We start from the raw sequence: 22,641 nt of genomic DNA, 5'->3' as shown, positions 1-22,641 counted from the left end.
AACAAAAAGCGGCTAGATCCATTGATCTAGCCGCTTTTTGTTCATGGGCTATAAAGGCCTATTTATTCATTTTTTCTATCTTGATTTTTAACCCGATTAATTTTTCAATATCAGCTAAATACGGTCTTTCTTCCACATCGCAGAAAGAAATGGCTTTTCCTTCCTGACCAGCTCTTCCTGTTCTACCAATGCGATGGACATAGGTTTCAGGTACATTGGGAAGATCATAGTTGATGACAAGAGGGAGTTGTTCGATATCTATTCCTCTAGCCGCAATATCGGTAGCGATCAAAATTTTTAGATGACTGTCCTTAAATTCACCTAAAGCTTTTTGTCTTGCATTTTGCGATTTATTTCCGTGAATGGCCGCTGCTCTCAAGCCATTTTTAGCAAGCAACTTAACGATTTTATCGGCACCATGTTTTGTTCTGGAGAAGACAATAGTGCGCTCATTTTTCAGCTTTTTTAATAGGCTTGTCAATAATCTGATCTTCTCCTTCTTTTCTACAAAAAATACAGATTGATTTACTTTCTCAGCCGTTGAGCTTACCGGTGTGACGTCAACCTCGACAGGTTTATGTAGTATTCCATGTGCGAATTTACGGATATTAGGAGGCATTGTCGCCGAGAAAAACAATGTTTGTCGCTTTGAAGGAACCTTGGCGAGGATCTTCTTGATGTCATGGATAAAACCCATGTCAAGCATGTTGTCCGCTTCGTCCAATATCAAGATCTCGATTTTATCTAGAGAAACTATTTTTTGGTTCATTAAATCCAATAAGCGCCCGGGGGTGGCAACAAGAATATCGATCCCTTTTTTAATTTCTTTAACTTGCTTTTCTTGGCTTACTCCACCGAAAATAGTGCAATAGTTTAGTTTTAGATATTTTCGGTATAAGTTGATATTGTCTCCAATTTGAATGGCTAGTTCACGTGTTGGCGTAAGAATCAAAGCTCTAATGGGAACGAGTTTACCTAATGTCTTAGTTTCTTCAAGACGTTGTAAAAGCGGAAGAGCAAAAGCGGCCGTTTTTCCGGTTCCTGTTTGTGCACAACCGATAAGGTCGTTGCCTTGCAATACAATTGGAATGGCTTTTTGTTGAATTGCTGTAGGGTGTGTGTATCCTGTTTCTGTTATTGCTTTTAAAAGCGGAGCGATTAAACTGAGTTGTTTAAATTCCATAAATAGTATGTTCGAATTTGTCTTAAATAAAACCTCTGAGAATCCTTTTTATGCTTTTTATTTGAAAACTAAAAGTCTTCAACGGAAAAGTAAAAGATTGCTGAAAAATTGTAAAGGAAGAATAGGAAAAAGAAATGGGATAAGTCATTAAGAATTACCCCATTAACAAGAAAGTGTATTTTTTGGATTACGCCAATTTTACATTTGTAGCGCTGATCCCCTTTGGAGTTCTTTCTACATCATAAGTAACAACGTCGCCTTCAGATACTTGGTTTTTAAGCGCAGAAACGTGTACGAAAACATCTGCACTACCATCCTCTGGTGTAATAAAACCAAAACCTTTAGTTTCATTGAAAAATTTAATTTTACCTGTATTCATTATTTTTAATTAAGTGCGGCAAGGTAGGCATAATAAATGATTAATCTTTTATTTTTTTTAATGAATTATAAAATATGTTGTATAACTGAGTCTTTTTTTGAACGAGATGTTGATTGAAACGGTGTTAGCGGAAGGAATTTATCGAACATAAATGTATAATAAAACACAATCTCGCCAAGCAATGTAACATGGTCAACTCATGATGTTGTTATTAATGGTATTATTAATTATTTAGATAAATATTTTTTCTAAATGTTTGTTCTTAGGGAAATTAGTATTAACTTCAACCGCCCCTCCCAAGGGCATGTTTTTCATAGGTAGATGTATGGTCGAGTAATTCTAACTCGACCATTTTTTTCGTTTTTTTCATAGGGTTACGCTAGGTTTGTCTATATATATTTTACAATGCTTTTTGCGAGCACCTAAATACATTTTTGTATTTTCATCGAAGCAATTTGTTTTTAATAATTAAGAAGGCAGTTCTTATTTAGGGTATTCATCCAAGCGTATGTATTCTATTCGTATTGAGAATTTAGATGCTATCCAGTAAAAACAAAACTTAAACCAATATCCAATGAATAGAAAAGATTTTATCAAAACGTCCACTGTTTTAGCTGCATCGTCATTTTTTTTTAATGCTAAAGGTTCAAACTTTTTAGATCAATCCATCCGGGTTGGATTAATCGGTGTAAATGGTATGGGCTGGTCTGATTTGAATGCATTGTTAAAGAATGATGGTTTGGTGTGTACTGCACTTTGTGATGTGGACGAAAATATTCTTAAAAAGAGAGCAGAAGAACTTCAAAAAAGAAATATACAGGTCGAAACGTTTGTAGATTATAAGAAGATGCTCAATAGCTCGATTGTGGACGCGGTTATTATTGCAACTCCGGATCATTGGCATTGCCTGCAAATGGTAGATGCCGTAAATGCTGGAAAGCATGTATATGTCGAAAAGCCCATCGGTAACTCCATTGTTGAATGTCAATTAATGGTTCAGGCAGCAAAAAAGAATAAGGCTATTGTACAAGTCGGGCAATGGCAAAGAAGTCAGCAACATTTTAAGGATGCCATTGATTTTGTTCATTCCGGTAAATTGGGCAAAATAAGATTGGTAAAAGCGTGGTCTTATCAAGGGTGGAAAAGTGCTATTCCCATCGTGCCCGATGAACCGGTTCCTGCAGGTGTACATTATACGGAATGGCTAGGGCCGGCACAAAAAAGACCATTTAATTCGAATCGATTCCATTTTAATTTTCGATGGTTTTGGGACTATGCGGGAGGTTTGATGACAGATTGGGGCGTGCATATGTTGGATTATGCTTTACTTGGGATGAAGGTTTCCGATCCAAAATCTATTATGGCCTCTGGAGGTAAGTTTGCGTTCCCAGACGATGCTGGACAAACACCTGATACGATGACTGCTGTGTACGAGTTTGATGGCTTCAATATCCAATGGGAACATGCCAAAGGAATTGATCTCGGACCTTATAGCCGTAATCATGGCGTCGCATTTATTGGTAACAATGGTACGCTGGTCTTGAACAGGTCGGGCTGGGAGGTTATTCCAGAAAAAGGGAGGATGGAAGCGGTCACTATCCAACCTTCTTTAGATAATGGACTGGACAAACATATGGAAAATTTTGTAGCAGCAATTCGCCAACGTAATCCAGAAGTACTTCATGCACCAATTGAAGTGGGGGCGCATATTGCCATCTTTTCCCAGCTCGGAAATATTGCATTCAGGACTGGACAAAAACTCTACTGGAATAAAGATAAACAGCATTTCACCGATCAGAAAGCAAATAAATACTTAGCTTCGGTTTATCATAACGGCTATAAATACCCAAAAGTATAATGCCTTAAAATTGGTTGTTGATTAATTATTATAATCAACAACCAATGGATCACTGTTTACCAATGGATCACTTCTGTATTTCTTGAAGAACGAATTCGTTTGCGAGATCGATCTCTTCGCGATTGATGGTGTGTCCCGCGTCTTGATATACCATGAGCTTTACATTGGCATTCATTTGTGCTAAGATGGATACCGTAGCTTCAACCCGCTCAAGAGGAACATGGAAATCAGGATCGCTCGTGCCAATAAAAATAGGCGTTTGTGCAAAGTCACCCGTGTAATTATCCCTGTTAATTTCTTCACCGATTACCCCACCTATAATTGCTATAGCCCCACCATAGCGCTGCGCATGCCGTGCAAGGTATTCTAGTGTTAAACAGGCGCCCTGAGAAAAACCAAAAAAATAGATATTTTCGGCGCGGATCCCATTGTCTAAAGCTAGTTTAACTGTATGATCGATCAAATCAATTGCGGAACTCAACCAGGGTTCGTTCTCTTGTACGGGAGCAATAAAAGAGTAGGGGTACCAAGTGTGATTTTCTGCCTGCGGTGCAAGTAGTGCAAAATTATCGACATGAAGATAGGATGACATGCCAAGGATGTCTTCTGCACTCCCCCCACGACCATGGATCATGACAATGGCTTTTTCTGTCTGTTCTAAATTTTTACCAGCTGTTTTAATATTTATTGAATGACTCATTTTATGCTTTCATGTAGGATAGTTTATACCGTTTTTTTAAACCAAACGTCTTGATATAGTTCTGGATGACGATGAAACTGCGCATTTACATAAGGACATAATGGAACAATTTTCATGTTGTTTTCGCGCGCATGAGATACCAATTTCTCGAGCAGTATTTTTGCAAATCCTCTTCCCTCATAGGCTTCGTCCACCTCTGTATGGTAAACAACGAGATTACCGTCAATGATAGCGATACTCATCAAACCTGCTTTGCGTTCATCGGAGAATAATTGGAGCTCTCCACGTTGATTTTTGTCTAATACAATTTCAGTTCTTTCCATAACTTCCTCGTTTGTATAATGATGTTTATATAATTTAATTAATCGATTTTTGGCAATGTCTGTTCAATCTGCGAACGGTAGCTTTCATATTGCTTTGGCAATTTGAGTGCCGATCCTAAACTGGATAGCGGTTCGTCTACCGTAAATCCGGGATTGTCTGTCGCGATTTCAAATAAGACACCACCAGGTTCACGAAAATAGAGTGAGAAAAAGTAATCTCGATCTATTTTTGGTGTGATATCTAACCCTGCTGAAAGCACCTTTTCACGATACTCCATCAAAACATTGTCGTCCTTTACCCGAAATGCGACATGATGGTTTGTACCGGCTGCATTTTTGCCGTATGGCAGATTTTTATCCGCTATTATGTCAACGATGTTAGCTGTATCAATGCTATCCGTTGTTAACCTATAACGATTATCTTGTTGTTGTTGCAGCGAATAACCCAAAATATCGGTCAATACTTTTAGCGTCGGATCTGCTTCTTTTAATGAAAGTGTGATATTATGGAAGCCTTTTAGTGCATGTTCGCTATTGATGTCAGTCGTTGTCCATGCCTTTCTATCATCTTTCGTTTCAATAAACTGAAGCTGCAATCCATCGGGATCATTAAATGAAATTAGCTTCTCTCCAAAAATTTCACTTTCCTGTAAACTAATCTGATGTTCCCCTAAGCGATTTTTCCAAAAATCCAAACTTCCTTGAGGTACGGCATAGCCAATATGAGTTGCCATTCCTGCTCCTGCGGTACCCTTTCCGATACCTTCCCATGGGAAAAATGTAAGGATCGTTCCTGGTTCGCCCTGTTCATTGCCGAAGTAGAAGTGATAGGTGCCAGGGTCGTCGAAATTAACTGTTTTTTTGACAAGGCGTACACCCAGTACTCTCGTGTAAAAATCGAGATTTCGCTTTGCGTTGTCTGCTATCGCAGTAATGTGATGTAACCCTAATATTTTATTTTCCATAGCTGATAATTTTATTTTCTTAACTAATGTAAAGTTACGCCGACCAACAGGGAATTTTATTGAACTAGATTAATAAAAGCAATAATTGGCAATTTTGTTTTTTAGGCGATAGTGATTTTCGAAAATCTATAAAAAAACACCTGAAGTTGGGGGCTTCAGGTGTTTAACCTAACCAATTATTAACCTAAATTTATGAAATGTATATTTCTGAATATTATACTATAGACAGTAAATCCAATTTTCATGCCAATATTTAATCGTGTAAATGAACTCAAATAAAAGCCTTATATATTGTATAATTTAGGTAAATTGGATTGTGCTAATGTGAGGTGGAAATCGAAGACTTCAATTAAAAATAGATTTAAAGATGAAAAATAGAACAATAGTTAAGGTCATGACTTTCTCTGTTTTATTGCTAACGCTAGGCTGTCAGCAGCCACAGACAAATGAATCAAAGGAGGCTGCACAAAAACAACTTGACGAAAACAAAGAGAACAAAAGAATCGTTTTAGATTTTTATCAGCAAATGTTTGGTGATAAGGATGTTTCTGCAGTTGATAAGTACATTTCTCCCGGATATATCCAACATAATCCCTCTGTTGCGGATGGAGCAGCAGCATTTAAGCTCGCTGCGGCGAAATGGTTTGAAGGACAGCCTAAAACGAAGATTGATGTGCAACACATTGCTTCGGATGGAGATTTGGTCTTCATTCACCTAAAAAATAAGAATCCAGATGGTAGTCTTAAATCGACTATTGATATCTTCAGGCTAGAAAAAGGTAAAATTGTGGAGCATTGGGATGCACAGCAAGATGTTCCTAAAAATGCAGCAAACGCACATCCTATGTTTTAAGGATAGTAAAAAATTACATTTCCTTTTTCCTTTGCGTTTTAGTCCCTCTTAATTGTTCGGGAATCTATCAGGTATGGTAAATTATGTCTAAATTTAGGCCTAACTCATTTTTTTCGCAAACAATTAATGTTAATCATGAAAAGAGTCCTAGGACTAAGTTTTTTTTATCTGTTGTTTTCTGCATGTGGTGTTCATTATAGTCCCAAAGATCATCCTTATGTATATGTGCAAAAGAAAGATCGCGAGGTTAAGGAATGGAAGCTGGTATGGGAAGAGCACTTTAATTCCCCTAAGCTAGACAGTAGTAAATGGTCCCGGATTCCAGCAGGCGGAGCTGACTGGAATCGACACATGAGTACAGATGACGCCTGTTTTGGATGGGAAAATGGAGAGTTGATTCTTAAAGGAATTAAAAATACAGACAAAAATAGAGATTCAAGACCATTTTTGACAGGCGGGATATGGAGTAAGGGAAAGTTTGCTTTTCAGTACGGGCGTATAGAAATCCGAGCTAAACTTGGAAGTGCAAAAGGGGCATGGCCCGCCATGTGGACATTCATACTACACCTTAGATCTGGGGCAAAAGGAGAATCCCAAACATTTTGGTAGCGCTTCGATCAAATCAGAAGAGTACAATATCGCCGACTATTGAACCGCAGTTTTCTGATAACAGTGAAATATCCTAATTTTAGAGGTGGCCTATGATTAGGTGATAAAAACTTAATATACGCGACATAGGAAAAATGTTTACTTTTGGCCAAATTATGGAAGATAATACGATATTCAAGATTAGTAATAAGATTAAGGAAATTCGAAAAGAAAAAGGAATTACCATACAGGAAGTTGCTGATAGAGCGGGGGTAAGCAAGGGACTTATTTCGCAGATTGAAAATAATAGAACAATACCCTCCTTACTCGTATTGATTAATATCATCAATGCACTGAATATTGATCTTAATGAGTTTTTTAAAGATTTTAATTCTGAATTGGATTCAGGTCCTGTGGTCGTTCGGAAAAAAGATACGTATAGTCCGTTTGAAAAAGAGTCGGCGATTGGTTTCCATTATAAAAGGATTTTTACATCTGCGATGGATAGTTCGACCATGGACATTGTTCTTTTGGAGTTGCTTCCAGATGCACAGCGACCAATGGTTGAGACCGAAGCTTATGAATATAAATATATCATTAGCGGACAGGTTGAGTACATCTTCAATGATCAAAAAATAAGCTTAGAAGAGGGCGATTCGATCTTTTTTAATGGACGATTGTCACATACACCGCGTAATGTTGGAAGTGAAAAGGCCGTTATGCTAATTGTATACTTTTTTGAAAATAAGAAATAGAGGACAACCTGTTAATTGTCAGAGCATCATTGAATCATTCAGTGATGCTTTTTTTATTTTATACTTTTCGTATCGCAAAGGGATGTTTATATTTGTTTATAAATACTTAACAAAAGTTTAGTCTTGTGTTAATTTCCAAAATTTACTTTTGATTGCGGACAATGAGGTCTGTTAACAAGTTTAAATATGGAGTTAAACCAACGAATAAAAAGACGCATAAATAGATTGGATGAGAAATCTGTGGCTATTGTTCTGGCTGTTACAGCATTTTTATGTTACACGAGTATGTATTCATTTAGAAAGTCATTTACGGCATCTGCTTTTGCAAATGATACTGTTTTTGGTGTCGATTATAAAGTCTGTATGGTGGTCATTCAAATGCTGGGGTATTTGTTGTCCAAGTTTTATGGCATTAAATTTATCTCTGAAAGTAAACAGCGTAATAGAGGGCGATATTTAATCGGTTTGATTTGTATTTCATGGATAGGACTTTTGGCATTTGCAGTTTGTCCGAGACCTTGGAATGTTGTCTTTCTTTTTATCAATGGTTTTCCATTGGGAATGGTTTGGGGCTTGGTATTTAGTTATTTAGAGGGAAGGCGGTTTACAGAGATTATGGGGGCAGTGATGTCTGTGAGCTTGATTTTCGCGTCAGGACTGATAAAAACGGTTGGACGGTGGTTGATGTCTTCTTTTCATGTTAACGAGTTTTGGATGCCATTTTTGACGGGTTTACTGTTTTTTCTGCCCTTTGTTTTGTGTGTATGGATATTGGAAAATGCTCCAGGGCCAACAGAAGAGGATAAGAGGCTACGGACGGAACGCATTGCGATGGATAGTAAAATGCGAAAACACTTTTTTAAAACCTTTATGCCGGGTATCGTTTTGACTATTATCGTTTACACCATGCTTACTATTTTACGTGATGTACGCGATAATTTTGAGGTTGAAATCTGGCAGATGTTACATGTGAAAGGGGCGGGCATTTTTGCAAAAGTTGATGGGACTATCTCCTTGATTGTACTGCTGCTGGTAAGTTGTCTAATCATGGTTAAAAATAATCTTAAAGCATTTAAGTTGATCCACTATATGATCATTATAGGTTTTCTGACTGCAGGTATTTCTACCTATTTGTTTACGAAACAATGGATTGACGGTTTAAGTTGGATGTTGCTCGTCGGTTTGGGCTTGTATATGGCATACATCCCTTACAATGCGATATTTTTTGAGCGAATGATCGCAACATATCGTATGAAAAGTAACATCGGTTTTGTTATGTATATGGCTGACTCTATCGGTTATTTGGGTAGTTTTCTGATATTGGTAAACAAAGAGTTTATGCCAAATTCTGTTACTTGGGGAAATTACTTTATTCAATTGGTCTTTTTAGCCTCTATTATCGGAGCTATTTTGGGTATCTTCTCTCTACTCTATTTTATTCGAAAAAAAGAACAGATGAAAGGAAGTGATGGTGAGTTGTTGGCCCCTTGGCATACCACAAAAGGAGAAGTGCAAATTAGTTAACTATACTTTTTTATGATATTCTATTTATAAAGATGAAAACAAATACATATGATTTAATTATTGTTGGGGGGGGGATTTTAGGGACCTTTCATGCCTATCATGCGTTACAAATGGGATTACGCGTGCTCCAACTCGAAAAAGATAATTTCCCCGTGGGATCTACTGTTCGTAATTTCGGACAGGTAGTGCCATCGGGGATGGCAGGCGAATGGTTTGATTATGGTGTGCGAGGACTTGAAATATATCAGTCTATTCAGAAAGAGATGGATATATCTGTTAGAAATAACGGCAGCATCTATATTGCTTCGGATAGTGATGAAGTTCAGGTGCTTCACGAGCTATCTAAGCACTATGAGGGAAAAGGATATGATCATGAACTTTGTTCAAAGGAACAGGTTTTATTGAAATATCCCGTAATGAATGCTGATTATGTTAAAGAAGCTATCTTTTTTCCGCAGGAACTCAGTGTAGAACCCGAGTCAATGATTAGACAACTGCATATTTATATGCAAAATAAGTTTGTGGACTATACGTTGAAATACGATACGACAATTGTGGCCTGCGAGGATAAAAATGATGCTGTTGTTGTCACAAGCAGCACGCTAGAAAACTTTGAAGGGAAGAAATTGCTTATCTGCAATGGATACGAGTTTAAAATTTTATATCGTTCCTTGTTTGATAATAGCGGGCTTGAAATTAGCAAGTTGCAAATGATGCGTACAAAGCCTATCGCTCATATACATCTTCCGGGGAATATCTTAACTGGGTTGACCATTCGTCGATACGAGAGTTTTGAAGAATATTGTCCATCGTTTCAGACAATTCCAATGCCTGATCACTATCAGGAGCTGCGCAATTATGGAATTCATATCCTATTTAAACAGGCCACGGATGGTAGTATTATTATCGGTGATTCGCATGAATATGCAGCGGGCAACAGACTGGATGAACTGGGCTTCTCAGTAAGCTCCTATATCAATGAATTAATGATTGCAGAAGCCAACCGTATCATGCCAATGGAGCGTACCTGGATTTCATCTTCTTGGGCAGGTTATTATTCGCAGCACAAAGATCATATTCTTGAAATCGACGTTAGCCCAAGAATACATGTCAGAACCGGTATTGGAGGGAAGGGAATGACAGCAAGTGCTGGCTATGCCGAACAGAGTATTGGAAAACTTTTTTAATTTAAATATATTGAAGAGCCCCGCTATCACATCTAGCGGGGCTCTTTCGTTTTTAAGCTATTTATTTGATCAGTTTGTACAGACTTCATAAAATATACAGTTGTCTTTCTTAATAAGGTCAAGCTTTATAAAATTCAATTAGTAAATAACTAAATTATGAAAAGGATGTCTGGTAAATCTTTTTATTGCATCAACTAATTTACCAGTTGTTTGTTCTTTATAAAACATTATCTGATCAATATTTCCTTATTGTTTAGGCGTTAAACAATGTTTTTATTAACTTCACGGTCACAATAAACCAGATCTAAATATTAGAAGTGAATGGCAAATAATGTTTTTCCTGAAAATGAGTTAAGAAGGATAGAAAAATTAAAGTCCTATGAGTTAATGGGACTCGGGAAAGACCCTGAGCTGGATGTTTTTGCGCAGGCAGCCTGTCTGATTACAGATTGCCCTGCATCTTTAATTGCCATGATGGAAGAAGAAACACAACGTATTCAAAGTTGTGTTGGGATGGAGCTGGATACCGTTGAAAGGAAGAATACGGTCTGTCAATATACCATAATGAGCAAGGAGGTCCTTGTTATTGAAGATACTTTTGAAGATCCACGCTCGTCTTCCAATCCATTAATTCGCGAAGGAAATATTCGTTTTTATGCCGGAGTTCCTCTTTTGGATGATGATGGCGATGCTCTTGGAACAATCTGTGTCATTGATTTCCATTCGAAAAAGCTTTCGGATAAACAAAAAGACTCGTTGGAGGAGCTTGGCAAGGCAGTAACCAAAATATTATTGGGAAAAAAACGAAAAGTACAGGCTGGTTATTTCTCCGAAATTTTTCACTTGACGAACAATATTATTTGTGTATTGGATGAGACGCGCAAGGTAAGAGAAGTTAACCCTGCATTTAGTAAAGTCTTGGGATTGTCCAGATCGAATAGTTTAGGCAAATCTATTTTTACATTATTGGGAGACACTGAAAGGGAGTTAGTGTCGGACTTAGGTCGAGTTGAGGAAACAAAATACGGCGTTCAATCTACAAGTAGGACTAAAACAGAAAATGGTCAAGTTGTAGAAATTGAATGGCATTTCAAATATGATCCGATAAACCATGATATTCTGGCCTTTGGCAGAAACGTAACAAAAGAACGCGAAGAAAAACTCAAGTTGGAGAATTCCGAACGTAGATTTCGTAGCTTTTTTGAAAATGCGATTGGCCTCATGAGTATGCATGATTTGGACGGTAATATTCTATCCGTCAATGAAAAAGGAAGAGAGATATTGCGGTATGCCAAAGAAGAGGTAAAAGGACTTAACCTGAAGAAATTGGTTCCGTCTCATCATGTGGGTCTGGTTGAGGAATATCTCAAGCGCATTGCCAGCAATAAAGAGGATTCTGGAATGATGGTTCTCCAAACAAAAGATGGTGAAGATATTTCTTGGCTATACCACAATATGTTGGAAACGGATGAAAATGGGCGATCTTATGTTGTCAGTACAGCCTTGAATATGACGGATCGATTGCGACTTGAAAATGATCTTTTGCATACCAAACAGATCCTGGAGCAGACCAATGCTGTCGCTCAGGTTGGCGGATGGGAGGTCAACTTAGTTGAAAATAAGGTTTATTGGTCCGACTCCACGAAGCTAATTCATGGTGTGGCTCCTGATTTTACACCTGATTTTGAACATGCAATCGGATTTTATGAGCCGGAAAGCCAGGTTATTTTGCGTGGAATTTTTGAAGATGCCATTACATCAAGAACACCTTACGATACGGAATTGCGTCTATTAAAGCAAGATGGCGAATCAATTTGGGTACGGGTAAAGGGTATTCCCGAATTTGAAAACGATGTGTGTAAGCGTGTTTTTGGAATTATTCAGGATATCGATCAAAGTAAATCGCTATACTTGGAGCTGGAACGCAAAGAATCGATGTTACGTGCGTTTGTGGATTATGTTCCTGCTTCGGTTGCTATGTTTGACCGAGACTTTAACTATATTTCGGTAAGTAATCAATGGTTAGAAGATTTTCACGAAGGGGCAAGCTTGCCGCCAAATAGTAACTTTTTTAAACTGTTCCCAAATATCCCAGAAAATAGAAAAAAAATCTACCTTGATGCGCTGGAGGGAATACCTTATAAGAATACGGATGAGGTCATACAGGCTGGTGGACTTGCCGAAGCGCAACATTTCAATTGGGAAGTAAGACCTTGGCATCTTGCTGATGGAAGTATAGGTGGGATCATTATTTTTACACAAAATACCACGGAATCGGTAAAAATAAATGATGAATTAAAGTTAGCGAAGGAACTGGCCGATCTGGCGAGTAAAGCAAAGTCCGAATTCCTCGCCAATATGAGTCACGAAATTCGAACGCCTTTAAACGGTGTGATCGGATTCTCCGATTTGTTATTAAAAACACCGTTAAATGATACACAGCTACAATACCTCGGCTATATCAATGAATCGGGAAATAGCTTACTCAATATTATTAATGACATTTTAGACTTTTCAAAAATTGAATCGGGTAAACTCGAATTATTTGTCGATAAGTATAACGTATATGATGTAGCCAATCAGGTTATTAATGTTGTTCTCTATCAAGCACAACGAAAAGAAGTCGAACTGCTTTTGAACATTGAGCAGGGACTGCCGGCTTTTGTTTGGATTGATGAGGCACGTATTAAGCAAGTGTTGGTGAATTTATTAGGTAATGCAGTTAAGTTTACGGAAAAAGGCGAAATCGAATTTAAGATCAGCAAACTTCGCAATGATGAGAATAAATTAACCTTACGTTTTGCGGTTAGAGATACCGGGATAGGAATTCCGCCAGAGAAACAACAACGCATCTTTGATGCCTTTACGCAAGAAGATAGCTCAGTAAGTAAACGATATGGCGGCACGGGACTCGGTTTGACAATCTCCAACAACCTCTTGAAATACATGGGAAGTAAATTGAATCTGGAAAGCGAACTGGGTGTCGGATCGACGTTCTATTTTGATATCGAGGTCCGATGTGAAGAAATGGAAGATGAAGATACAGCTTTACCTTTAAATCGTGTTCTCGTTGTCGATGACAATGCTAATAATCGGATTATCCTGCAGCATATGCTGGCCTATAAAAACGTCGAATCTGTCCTCGCAGAAAACGGCATGGAAGCCTTACAGTTGCTGATGAAAGGGGAACGTTTCGATGTTATTTTAATGGACTACCATATGCCGATCTTATCGGGCCTCGAAACGATAGAAAAAATCAAAGAACTCTTTAAAAAACAGGAAGAAGGTATCCCTTTGATCGTGTTGCACACTTCGTCTGAAGAGCATGAGGTAATTTCAGCATTTAGACAGGAGGAGCGGTCATTCTGTCTACTTAAGCCGATTAAATCTGAGGAACTGTATTCGACTTTAAGAAGGGCGATACAGCAGAATAGGGAGGATGCCGTGCAATTAAAGGCGAATGCAAACTTATCGTTATCATCGGATTCGTACGGTCAAGACGTTCAAGTGTTGTTGGCAGACGACAATGCCGTTAATATGGCCCTTAATTTACGCATGATGGCAAGCATAATGCCTGGAGCACATTTAACCGAAGTTTCTGATGGAGCACAAGCCATTCAAGCTTGCAAAGAAAAACAATTTGATTTTATTTTGATGGATGTTCAGATGCCCGAAGTCGATGGGATCGAAGCAACCAAACAGATCCGGCAAATGGCAGCTTATGCTGAAACACCCATTATCGGTGTTACTGCAGGTAATATTTCTGGCGAAAAGGAACGCTGTCTCGATGCGGGGATGTCGGACTTTCTCGCTAAACCCATTCGACAACAGGATTTGTTCAAGGCCCTGGAAAAGGCGATGTTATCGGTAAAACCTAGTGCTGCCGAAGCTTCAGATCTAGAGGATTTGGATGAGCATTTGGATATGCAGCGCCTCGAAGAACAGGCCGGTGATGATCCCGCATTTTTAACCTTTTTTCTGGATTTGGTCGTGCGGGAAATAACGGGGTCTAGAAAGCAGTTAAAGGAGGCAATAGATACAAACGATATTGTACGCATCAAGGAACTCCTTCATAAGTTGCGGGGAACTTCATCGACAGCCGGACTTATCAAGTTGGCCCAAATGACCAAAGACTTGGAGACTAGCCCAACGATTGAAACAGAGCTTGCCATCGCTTTTGTGGCAATCGAACAGGAAATGGATATCGGATTGGAATTAATTGGAAAAATCTTAAATAAATAATGATATGTTGATTTTAATAGCGGAAGACGACGAATTGATACTACGTACTGTTGAACACAAATTAGTAAAAGAGGGACACGAAGTGGTGCTGACCAGAAATGGTCGTGAAGCCATCGAGAAAATTAATGAGCTGGATTTGGATTTGGTTGTAACGGATATTATGATGCCTTTTGCTTCCGGTATTGAAATTCTTTCAGCAATAAAGACTATCGGAAAGAAAATCCCGGTCATCGTATTATCGAGCATGGGCCAGGAGGAGGTCGTGGTCGATGCATTTGATCTAGGCGCATCTGATTTTATGGTTAAGCCGTTTAGTCCAAACGAACTGATTCTTAGGATAAAACGCCTAATAAATAAATAAATAAAACTAAATTATGCATCACAATATCGAGCTACATGAGCTTATTTTGGCGATTGTTATCGTATTGATTTTAGTACTATTGCTGATTATCACGGTACTGGGATACAGCTTCTATAGCTATAGAATCCTTCATAATAGGCAATCGTGGCGACAGATCATCGAGTACAAAATTATGGAGACTATTGTTGGTGGCGATGAGAATGGCGATCGAGACCTGCAGTTTGCGGAGTATTTGAAAGAACCTTCTTTTCGAGCTCTTTTTTTGGATGTATTAGTTGATTCTGATAGAAAATTTTCTGGTGGGGCTAAACAATCGATCAATAGGTTGTTTCAAGATTTTAAATTGGAGGATGAAGCTTGGCGAAAGCTTCGCCATAGAAAAGCTTATTTGGTTGCCGGTGGGGTTCAGGAGCTTGCTGCGATGAATGTCGAATCAGCAATCCCCGAGATAACAGCCAAGCTTAATGATTCCCGCACTGCGGTATATCAAGAGGCACAATATGCAATCGTAAGTTTCAAAGGGTATGAGGGACTTGGTTTTTTGGATCATTTTGATCGCCCCTTATCCGACTGGCAACAATTACGTTTATTGTTTTCTATTCATGAAATACCCGAACTCTCGGAGTTACATGTGGATACCTGGCTTAAGAGTTCAAATGATTCGGTTGTCATATTTACATTGCGCTTGATCCGAAAATTTAGATTGATGACTTTTTATACGGAAGTTTTTAACCTATTGGATCATCCATCTACGAAGGTGCGTATACAAGCCATACGAACATTGCAGGCCATTGAGAACAGTGGGACAATTCAGCAATTTATACAGAATTTTGATCTGCAACCCATCGAAGTCCAGATTGAAATCCTTAAAGCGATGAAAATTGCCAAAAGTAGAGAAAGTGAGCATTTTCTAAAGGATCAACTTTGGAACCATAGCGAAGTGTCAATTAAAATTTCTGCTGCAGAAGTACTTGTTGTGCTGGGAGAAGAACATTATCTCCGCGAAATTTCACAACGTGAAGATACATACGACGAACTTACACAAATTATTAAACACGCATTGCAAGAGAAAAAATGTTAGAGTTTTCCCATATCGTATACGAAATTATAGTTTGGTTATTTTTGCTTTATTCGGCAGCAGTATTCATTATCTATACGTGGATAGGGCTATACGCTTATGGAGCGGTGTTTCGTTACAAACACAATAATACGTTTACGGATTATAGTATTATTGCGACCAACCCCAACGCGCCTACATTCAGTCTGATTGCTCCAGCCTACAACGAGGGGATGACCATCGTTGAAAATGTACGTTCTTTATTGTCGCTATATTATCATAATCTGGAAATTATCATCGTCAATGATGGTAGTAAAGACGACTCAATTTTGAAATTGATCGCCTCTTATGAACTTGAGCCAACGTCTTTTTTTGTTCAGGGAAATATTGAGACCAAGGATATAAGGGGAATCTATAAGAGCAAAAATCCAGCATTTAAGAAGCTGATTGTTGTTGACAAGGAAAATGGCGGTAAGGCTGATGCGCTCAACGTCGGCGTTAATATTTCTTCTGGAGATTATATCGTCTGTATTGATGTAGATTGTATTTTGGAACAGGATGCTATTCTAAAATTAGCAAAGCCATTTTTGGAACAGACCGACAAACGCGTTATAGCCTGCGGCGGAGTTATACGTTTGGCCAATAACTGTAATGTCGTGAATGGTTCTGTCGTGGACGTTAATCTTCCAAAATCATGGTTGGGGCGTACGCAGGCCTTAGAGTACATCCGTGCTTTTATTTTAGGTCGAATGGCTTGGTCAAGGGCTTCGGGTTTAATTCTTATTTCCGGGGCATTTGGCGCTTTTGACCGGGAGATCGTATTGGCTTGTGGGGGGTATGACCGAAATACGGTAGGAGAAGATATGGAGCTTGTTGTTCGTATGCGCCGTTATATGGAGGAGCAAAAGCAAGCCTACGAGGTGGTCAACATTCCTGATCCATTGTGCTGGACCGAAGTACCCGAGTCAAAAGAAGTATTACGTAAACAGCGTAATCGTTGGATGCGGGGCACAATGGAGACCTTATGGAAACATCGGAAGCTCATGTTCAATCCGAAATATGGCCGTTTTGGTATGGTCAGTATGCCTTATTGGTTTTTCTTTGAATTCCTGGGGCCCATTGTCGAATTTACCGGCTATATAGTTTTTATAATCTTCTTTATTCTGGGCATCATCAACTGGCCATTTTTCTTTGCGCTATTTGCATTGGTGATTGCTTCCGGAATTTTATATTCGATCTATGCAATCTTGGTTGATCTTGTTAGCCATCAGGTTTATTCTAAGAAAAGAGATCTCTCCACGCTAATTACTACGGCGATATTAGAACCTTTATACTTTCATCCCATTGTTGTTAAAGCTGGAGTACAGGGGGTTGTTGATTATTTTCGGAAGCAGCATGGCTGGGGAGAAATGACGCGACAAGGCTTTCAACAAAAAGATGCGAATGAGTCGGTTTGGAAATACCTCGGTCAGCGATTAAATCTGTCGTTACAGAGCTTAGGGCCTGTTATGTTGGTGGTCTTTGCGCTGTATATGTTATCCGTTGGAGTAGAATGGTGGTGGTACGGTCGTCGATTTGTTCAGCTTTCGGAGTCACATGCCGGGAAGTACCTGTTTTTGGATAACACCCTGTTCATCTTTCAAGCCTTGGCCTGTTTGGGAATCGGCTATTTATTGCTTCAGTTCATAAGCAGTTTTTGGGCGAGACTTCTTATGGTCATATCGTTCTCGTTTATTGTCGTTATGCAATTCATCTTGTTTCTGTATTTTGGCGAATCCAGAAATTTGCTTGGAGCTGATATGTTCTATTACAGTTCGGAAGAGATGAAGCAAATTTTGGAGGCTAGCGGTATGTTGAGTTTTACCAATATTGCCTTGCTTTTATTATTGATTGTAATCTCTTGGGTCCCCCTTTGGATTGCCAATAAGCAAACATTCAAAAAGTCCTATGCTAGTATTGCACTGTTATCTTTGGGGATCATATCGTTTTTCATCTCCTCGGCTTCGCTTTTGGGAGGTCGCGCCGAAAAAGATGAATTCGTAGCCAATGCAAGCCGGAGTAAATGGCGTTATTTTTTCGACTCCAATTTATCCAATTACGTGGATGAACACCCGGGGATGCTCGCGATGTTCAGTAAAGACGGCGATGATGGAAAAGTATTAGATACTAAATTTCCTTTTTTGAAAAAAGAGGACACGAAAGATTTCCTGGGGACATACATGCAAAAAACAGCGAAAGTACCCAATTTGGTCATTCTTGTTATCGAGGGTTTAGGACATGCCTATAGTGCTGAAAATGGTTATATTGGCAACTTTACACCTTTTATAGGTACATTGAAGCAACAGTCTTTGTATTGGGATAATAATATGAGTTCCTCAGGTCGGACATTTTCCGTTTTACCGACCATAACAGGTTCGTTGCCTTTTGCGACACATGGATTCCTGGAACAAGACACCTTGCCAGACAACTTCAATCTCTTTAATATTCTGAAGAGCAATGGATTCAATACTGGATTTTTCTATGGTGGTCATTCTAATTTTGATTTCATGAAAAAGTTCATGGATTATAATAAAATAGATATGCTCATGGACCAAGCGGCATTTGGACCTCCCTATAAAAAATTGCCCGAAAAGGGTGGGGAGAGCTGGGGATATGAAGATCAAGCTGTCTTTAGCAAACTTCTTGAAGTGCAGAAAGTACAGGAACACCCTTATTTCCATGTGCTTTTAACGCTATCAACCCATAATCCGTTTTTGATCAATAATGCGGCTCATTATGAGCAATTGTTTGATCAACGTATAGCAACATTGAACCTTACACCGGAACAAAAAAAGTGGGCTTTGGAAAACCGTACCCAACTTGTTTCGGTACTGAATTTGGATGATGCGATGGAGCAGTTTTTTAAAGAATATAAAAAGAGACCAGATTTTGCAAATACTATTTTTGTCATAACTGGAGACCACGCGATGCCTGAGATACCCTTACAAAGCAAAATCGATCGTTATCATGTTCCCTTGTTGATTTATTCACCACTTTTAAAAGAGCCAAAGACTTTTCATAATTTTGTTAGCCATTTTGATGTCGCGCCTTCTATATTGGCCTACTATCGCGAGAATTTTGGGCTTAAAACGCCTACCCAGGTTACATGGATCGGTCAGGGGCTCGATAAGGGTGCATCGGCACAGGGTGATGGTATAGCCATGATGCAGAGTAAAAATCAATTGAATGATTTTGTGAAAGGCAGTTACCATCTTTCCGATGGACAACTGTATAAACTGGATGGTGTGCTCAATGAAGATGCCGCCGCGGATAATGCGAAAGAAGAATTGTCCAAGCGCTTTGAATTATTTAAGCGCAAGAACAAACTTTTTTATACGCAAAAGCGACTTCTTCCGGATAGTGTTTATACAAATTACTTTAATCGAACAAAAAACAACTAGAATTTTCGAATATAACCAAGGATGATGTCCAATTGATTTCCTCGCTCTTTCGGCCTGAATTCTTGGTTATAATAGGTGCCCGAAATTGAAAATAAGTTACTTTGCTTAACGGAGAAATTATACTCGGCACCTACTTTGAATGTTTTTAATTTATAGGAAGCGTTGTCCAATAGATTATTTCGGTTTTCCTCGGGGCTCAGACCCGTTCCGGCACTAAATCCGAAGTAATCATTTGCTCCTTTTGTATAATAGCGGACTGTTCCGGTATAGGATTGGGAAATATTCTTTTCGCCCGGTGTAAGGTAAGTCCTCAGATTGAACCAAAAGTTTTGGTAATATTTTCCGACTGAAGCCGTGTACATCCAGATATTGTCACTAAAATAAAGCTGACGATATCCGATTTCCCCCTCAAAGCTGTTCGGAAGATTGGCATAGAGAGACACACCAGTTCTATATTTCGCAAAAATCCCCACATTATTGGAATATCCAGCACCGACATATAGGTAAAATATTTTTGAAAGCCGTGGGTAAGCCTCCATCTCAAATTGGACGCCATTTTCTGCAAATTTATTCGCATAGTTCGTTCTGAAAATAACGGATCCTATTGGTGTTGCCCGTTTATAGCTTAATCCAACAATGTGCCAATTATGATCAAACTGTTTGTCAAAATATACGAAATTGTACGTCAGACCGATTGCATTTTTAGCCGTATATTCTTCAATATTTTTTGCCAGCGCTCTTGCTTCCGTATTTTTAGGATTAATTGCCAATAAACTATTAATTGCCTTTTCGGCTGCCTCATAATGATCATTGCCATAACTTATTTTACCTTTTAAAAGAAGTAAATCCTGAGACTGCGGATGTATGCTAAGCCCTTTGTCTGTAATTGCAATCGCTTTGTCAGTCTGATCATTCCAATATTCCAATGAGGCGTAGGCTAAAAAGAAATCTTCATCACTTGCATTCTTTTTTTCCAGTTCTGTAAAAATGGTTCGTGCCGAATCAATTTTATCCGACCAGGTATAAAGACGTCCGAGAAAAATGCTAATATCCGTGTAATCTGGTGCTTGAAGTAGGGCCTGTTTTGATAATTGAATGGCTTGCGGATAATCTTTTGAATCAAAAGCTACTTTTCGCGCTTTTACAAATAGATCATCAGCGGTGAGTTTCGTCTCTTGCGCGACAGAAAATAAGGGTAATAAAGAGAGGGAGAGTAATGGATAAATTACTTTTTTCATTCCAGATCGTAAATTTGACATTTAAGCTTGCTAATATATAAACTAAAATTAGGAAATTTTGTTTGTCGCTAGTTGTTTTAAAATAAATTTTTGAGCTCTTTTAAAGCGTTCTATCTCATTTTGTGGTACGTCTTCCGAAATAATCCTTAGAATAGGAGTTTCGAAAAACGCCAATGAAATGTGTCAACAATCGTTAACTGGTTGCTATCTACGGGTAATCCGGTTACTATTTTAAGTACCTGCATGGCCATCATACTGCCGATAATACCGGGCAGGGGGCCTAGCACCCCATTTTTATCGCAATTTGGAACCTGCTCCGGATCGGGCGGTGTTGGAAAGATATCTAATAGGTTTTTACTACCCTGATAGTTAAAGACAGCCAGCTGGCCTTCGAAACCATAGATGCTACCGTATACCAAAGGTTTATCGAGTTGTAGGCAGGTCTGATTAAGCAGATAGCGCGTTGTAAAGTTATCACAGCAATCGACAATGATATGATAGGGCGCGAGCATTGCTAGCGCGTTGTCAGCATCTATTTTTACCTGAAAGGGTTCAAAATCAATTGTGCTATTGTGCTGTCGTACATAGGCTGTGGCACTTTCTGTTTTTGCTTGGTGTATATTATTTTCGGAATGAATGATCTGTCTATTAAGATTGTGGATTTCAACCCGGTCAAAATCAACCAGCCCAAGTTTGCCTATACCGGCCGCGGCTAAATATTGAACGACAGGACTCCCGAGTCCGCCTGCACCGACGACCAATACCTTGGCATCCATAATCTTCCGTTGTCCGGCAACGCCAATCTCTTCGATAAAAATCTGTCTGCTATAGCGATCAAAAATGTTATCTTTTTTCATGTATTTAACGTACTATACCGGCATAATTGCTTTCCCAGTCTTTCATCACTGGAGAATAGCCCATTTTTCGGATTTGATTTTTTATTGTTTCCATATTTCTTTCATCACTTACTTCAAATTGTTCCAAAGCTTGGGGATCGACAACATAGCCTCCAGGATTGGTTTTTGAAGCTGCACTCATTGTGGTTACGCCAATGGGTATGATATGATCCCTGAAGGTTTGGTTTTCTCTGGTTGAAATGGAGATTTCCAAATTTTCATTCCACAGACGATATGCGCAGATCAACTGCAGCAGATCACGATCGGCCAAATGAAAATTTGGTTCAACAGAACCCGCGGCTGGTCGTAAGCGTGGAAAGGAAATGGAATAGCGTGTCTGCCAATATTGTTTTTGCAAATAGGCAATGTGTGCCGCGGTGAAAAAGCTGTCCACCCGCCAGTCCTCTAGCCCAAGTAATACCCCCAGACCGATTTTATGGATTCCAGCCCGGCCTATACGGTCGGGCGTATCCAAACGATAGTCAAAATTGGACTTCTTTCCTTTCGGATGATATTGTTTGTAAACTTCCCGATGGTAGGTTTCCTGATAGACCAAAATTGCATATACACCTGCGGTCTGTAGTAGTCGGTACTCGGATTCTTCCAGTGGCTGTACCTCAATGGATATCTGTGAAAAATGAGGTTTTAAAAGGTGAATAGCGTTTAGGAAATAATTGATCTCGACCGTTTTGTTGGCTTCTCCGCTGACTAGCAAAATGTGGTTGATTCCCATGGATTTAAGTGTCATCGCCTCCAGTAATAGTTCGGTGTTGCTGAGGGTTTTGCGTTTAATTTTATTGTCCATGCTAAAACCGCAATATGTACAGATGTTTTGGCACTCATTGCTCAGGTAAAGAGGGGCATAGAGCTGTATGGTTTTACCGAAGCGACGTTGGGTGATTTGTTGTGTTTTTTGTGCCATTTGTTCCAGATACGGTGCTGCAGCCGGTGAGATGAGCGCCCTAAAGTCAGCGAGCGTTAAATGGTCTTTTTCTAACGCATGTTGTACATCCTGATTGGTAGCGTCATAAATCTGCATGTGGACGTCATTCCAGGAGTATTCATCGAGTATCGTTTTGAAATCTGTCATAA

Annotated in this window: 18 protein-coding genes; 10 read left to right on the top strand and 8 right to left on the bottom strand. The window is 39.1% G+C overall.

The features are described 5' to 3' along the window. Positions 1-58: 58 nt before the first annotated feature. Together K2F45_RS16715 and K2F45_RS16710 are read right to left on the bottom strand one after the other, a co-directional pair. On the bottom strand, positions 59-1,183 hold the full coding sequence (locus K2F45_RS16715) for a DEAD/DEAH box helicase (protein WP_248931922.1): 1,125 nt from the start codon (positions 1,181-1,183) through the stop codon (positions 59-61). A gap of 187 nt (positions 1,184-1,370) precedes the next feature. Further along, positions 1,371-1,562 (bottom strand): cold-shock protein, encoded by a 192-nt coding sequence (locus K2F45_RS16710; RefSeq protein ID WP_046672944.1) that lies wholly within the window; start codon positions 1,560-1,562, stop codon positions 1,371-1,373. Positions 1,563-2,136: 574 nt separating this feature from the next. Here K2F45_RS16710 and K2F45_RS16705 point away from each other — a divergent pair. After that, complete coding sequence (locus tag K2F45_RS16705; RefSeq protein ID WP_248931921.1) at positions 2,137-3,420, top strand: Gfo/Idh/MocA family protein; 1,284 nt, start codon at positions 2,137-2,139, stop codon at positions 3,418-3,420. A gap of 67 nt (positions 3,421-3,487) precedes the next feature. On the opposite strand, the gene K2F45_RS16700 is transcribed toward K2F45_RS16705, so the two are convergent. The 3 genes from K2F45_RS16700 to K2F45_RS16690 are packed head-to-tail and all read right to left on the bottom strand — an operon-like array spanning position 3,488 to position 5,408. After that, positions 3,488-4,120 carry an alpha/beta hydrolase gene (locus K2F45_RS16700; protein ID WP_075993165.1) on the bottom strand — a complete coding sequence of 211 codons (633 nt, stop codon included), beginning with the start codon at positions 4,118-4,120 and terminating at the stop codon, positions 3,488-3,490. A 23-nt stretch (positions 4,121-4,143) separates the two neighbouring features. After that, entirely contained in the window at positions 4,144-4,482 is a 339-nt protein-coding gene (locus tag K2F45_RS16695) for a GNAT family N-acetyltransferase (RefSeq protein WP_335682284.1), read from the bottom strand. Further along, positions 4,482-5,408: a ring-cleaving dioxygenase gene (locus K2F45_RS16690; protein ID WP_075993163.1), complete on the bottom strand. Its 927-nt coding sequence runs from the start codon at positions 5,406-5,408 to the stop codon at positions 4,482-4,484. The genes K2F45_RS16695 and K2F45_RS16690 overlap by 1 nt, the downstream gene beginning before the upstream one ends. 367 nt (positions 5,409-5,775) lie before the next feature. Here K2F45_RS16690 and K2F45_RS16685 point away from each other — a divergent pair, with 367 nt between their 5' ends. The 9 genes from K2F45_RS16685 to K2F45_RS16645 all read left to right on the top strand — a co-directional run bounded on the left by K2F45_RS16685 (position 5,776) and on the right by K2F45_RS16645 (position 19,415). After that, on the top strand, positions 5,776-6,261 hold the full coding sequence (locus tag K2F45_RS16685; protein WP_075993162.1) for a nuclear transport factor 2 family protein: 486 nt from the start codon (positions 5,776-5,778) through the stop codon (positions 6,259-6,261). Between the two features lie 135 nt (positions 6,262-6,396). Beyond that, positions 6,397-6,870, top strand: coding sequence for a glycoside hydrolase family 16 protein (locus K2F45_RS16680; RefSeq protein WP_172840707.1), 474 nt, complete (start codon positions 6,397-6,399; stop codon positions 6,868-6,870). A 155-nt stretch (positions 6,871-7,025) separates the two neighbouring features. Then, positions 7,026-7,604 carry a helix-turn-helix domain-containing protein gene (locus tag K2F45_RS16675; protein ID WP_075994857.1) on the top strand — a complete coding sequence of 193 codons (579 nt, stop codon included), beginning with the start codon at positions 7,026-7,028 and terminating at the stop codon, positions 7,602-7,604. 186 nt (positions 7,605-7,790) lie between these two features. Beyond that, positions 7,791-9,128, top strand: coding sequence for a DUF5690 family protein (locus tag K2F45_RS16670; RefSeq protein WP_075993160.1), 1,338 nt, complete (start codon positions 7,791-7,793; stop codon positions 9,126-9,128). Between the two features lie 32 nt (positions 9,129-9,160). Beyond that, a complete protein-coding gene (locus K2F45_RS16665) occupies positions 9,161-10,315 on the top strand; it encodes a TIGR03364 family FAD-dependent oxidoreductase (RefSeq protein ID WP_075993159.1) in 1,155 nt (384 codons plus the stop codon). 321 nt (positions 10,316-10,636) lie between these two features. Further along, positions 10,637-14,557, top strand: coding sequence for a response regulator (locus K2F45_RS16660; protein WP_075993158.1), 3,921 nt, complete (start codon positions 10,637-10,639; stop codon positions 14,555-14,557). 4 nt (positions 14,558-14,561) lie between these two features. Continuing rightward, complete coding sequence (locus tag K2F45_RS16655) at positions 14,562-14,918, top strand: response regulator transcription factor (RefSeq protein ID WP_075993157.1); 357 nt, start codon at positions 14,562-14,564, stop codon at positions 14,916-14,918. A gap of 13 nt (positions 14,919-14,931) precedes the next feature. Further along, entirely contained in the window at positions 14,932-15,999 is a 1,068-nt protein-coding gene (locus tag K2F45_RS16650; protein WP_075993156.1) for a HEAT repeat domain-containing protein, read from the top strand. Beyond that, positions 15,993-19,415: a sulfatase-like hydrolase/transferase gene (locus K2F45_RS16645; protein ID WP_248931920.1), complete on the top strand. Its 3,423-nt coding sequence runs from the start codon at positions 15,993-15,995 to the stop codon at positions 19,413-19,415. The genes K2F45_RS16650 and K2F45_RS16645 overlap by 7 nt, the downstream gene beginning before the upstream one ends. Here the strand turns inward: K2F45_RS16645 and K2F45_RS16640 are convergent. From K2F45_RS16640 to thiH, 3 genes are all read right to left on the bottom strand, one after another. Beyond that, a complete protein-coding gene (locus K2F45_RS16640) occupies positions 19,412-20,653 on the bottom strand; it encodes a YaiO family outer membrane beta-barrel protein (protein ID WP_083663830.1) in 1,242 nt (413 codons plus the stop codon). The two genes, K2F45_RS16645 and K2F45_RS16640, sit on opposite strands and share 4 nt — an antisense overlap. A 146-nt stretch (positions 20,654-20,799) precedes the next feature. Continuing rightward, positions 20,800-21,510, bottom strand: a complete 711-nt coding sequence (locus K2F45_RS16635) for a HesA/MoeB/ThiF family protein (RefSeq protein ID WP_182981953.1) — start codon at positions 21,508-21,510, stop codon at positions 20,800-20,802. 4 nt (positions 21,511-21,514) lie between these two features. Beyond that, positions 21,515-22,639 carry a 2-iminoacetate synthase ThiH gene (gene thiH, locus K2F45_RS16630; protein ID WP_075993154.1) on the bottom strand — a complete coding sequence of 375 codons (1,125 nt, stop codon included), beginning with the start codon at positions 22,637-22,639 and terminating at the stop codon, positions 21,515-21,517. Positions 22,640-22,641: the final 2 nt, after the last annotated feature.

The sequence above is a fragment of the Sphingobacterium siyangense genome, from assembly GCF_023277505.1.
In the GTDB taxonomy this organism is placed as follows: Bacteria; Bacteroidota; Bacteroidia; order Sphingobacteriales; family Sphingobacteriaceae; genus Sphingobacterium; species Sphingobacterium siyangense.
The sequence above is the reverse complement of the archived record's forward strand: the minus strand, read 5'-3'. Positions and strand labels throughout refer to the sequence as shown.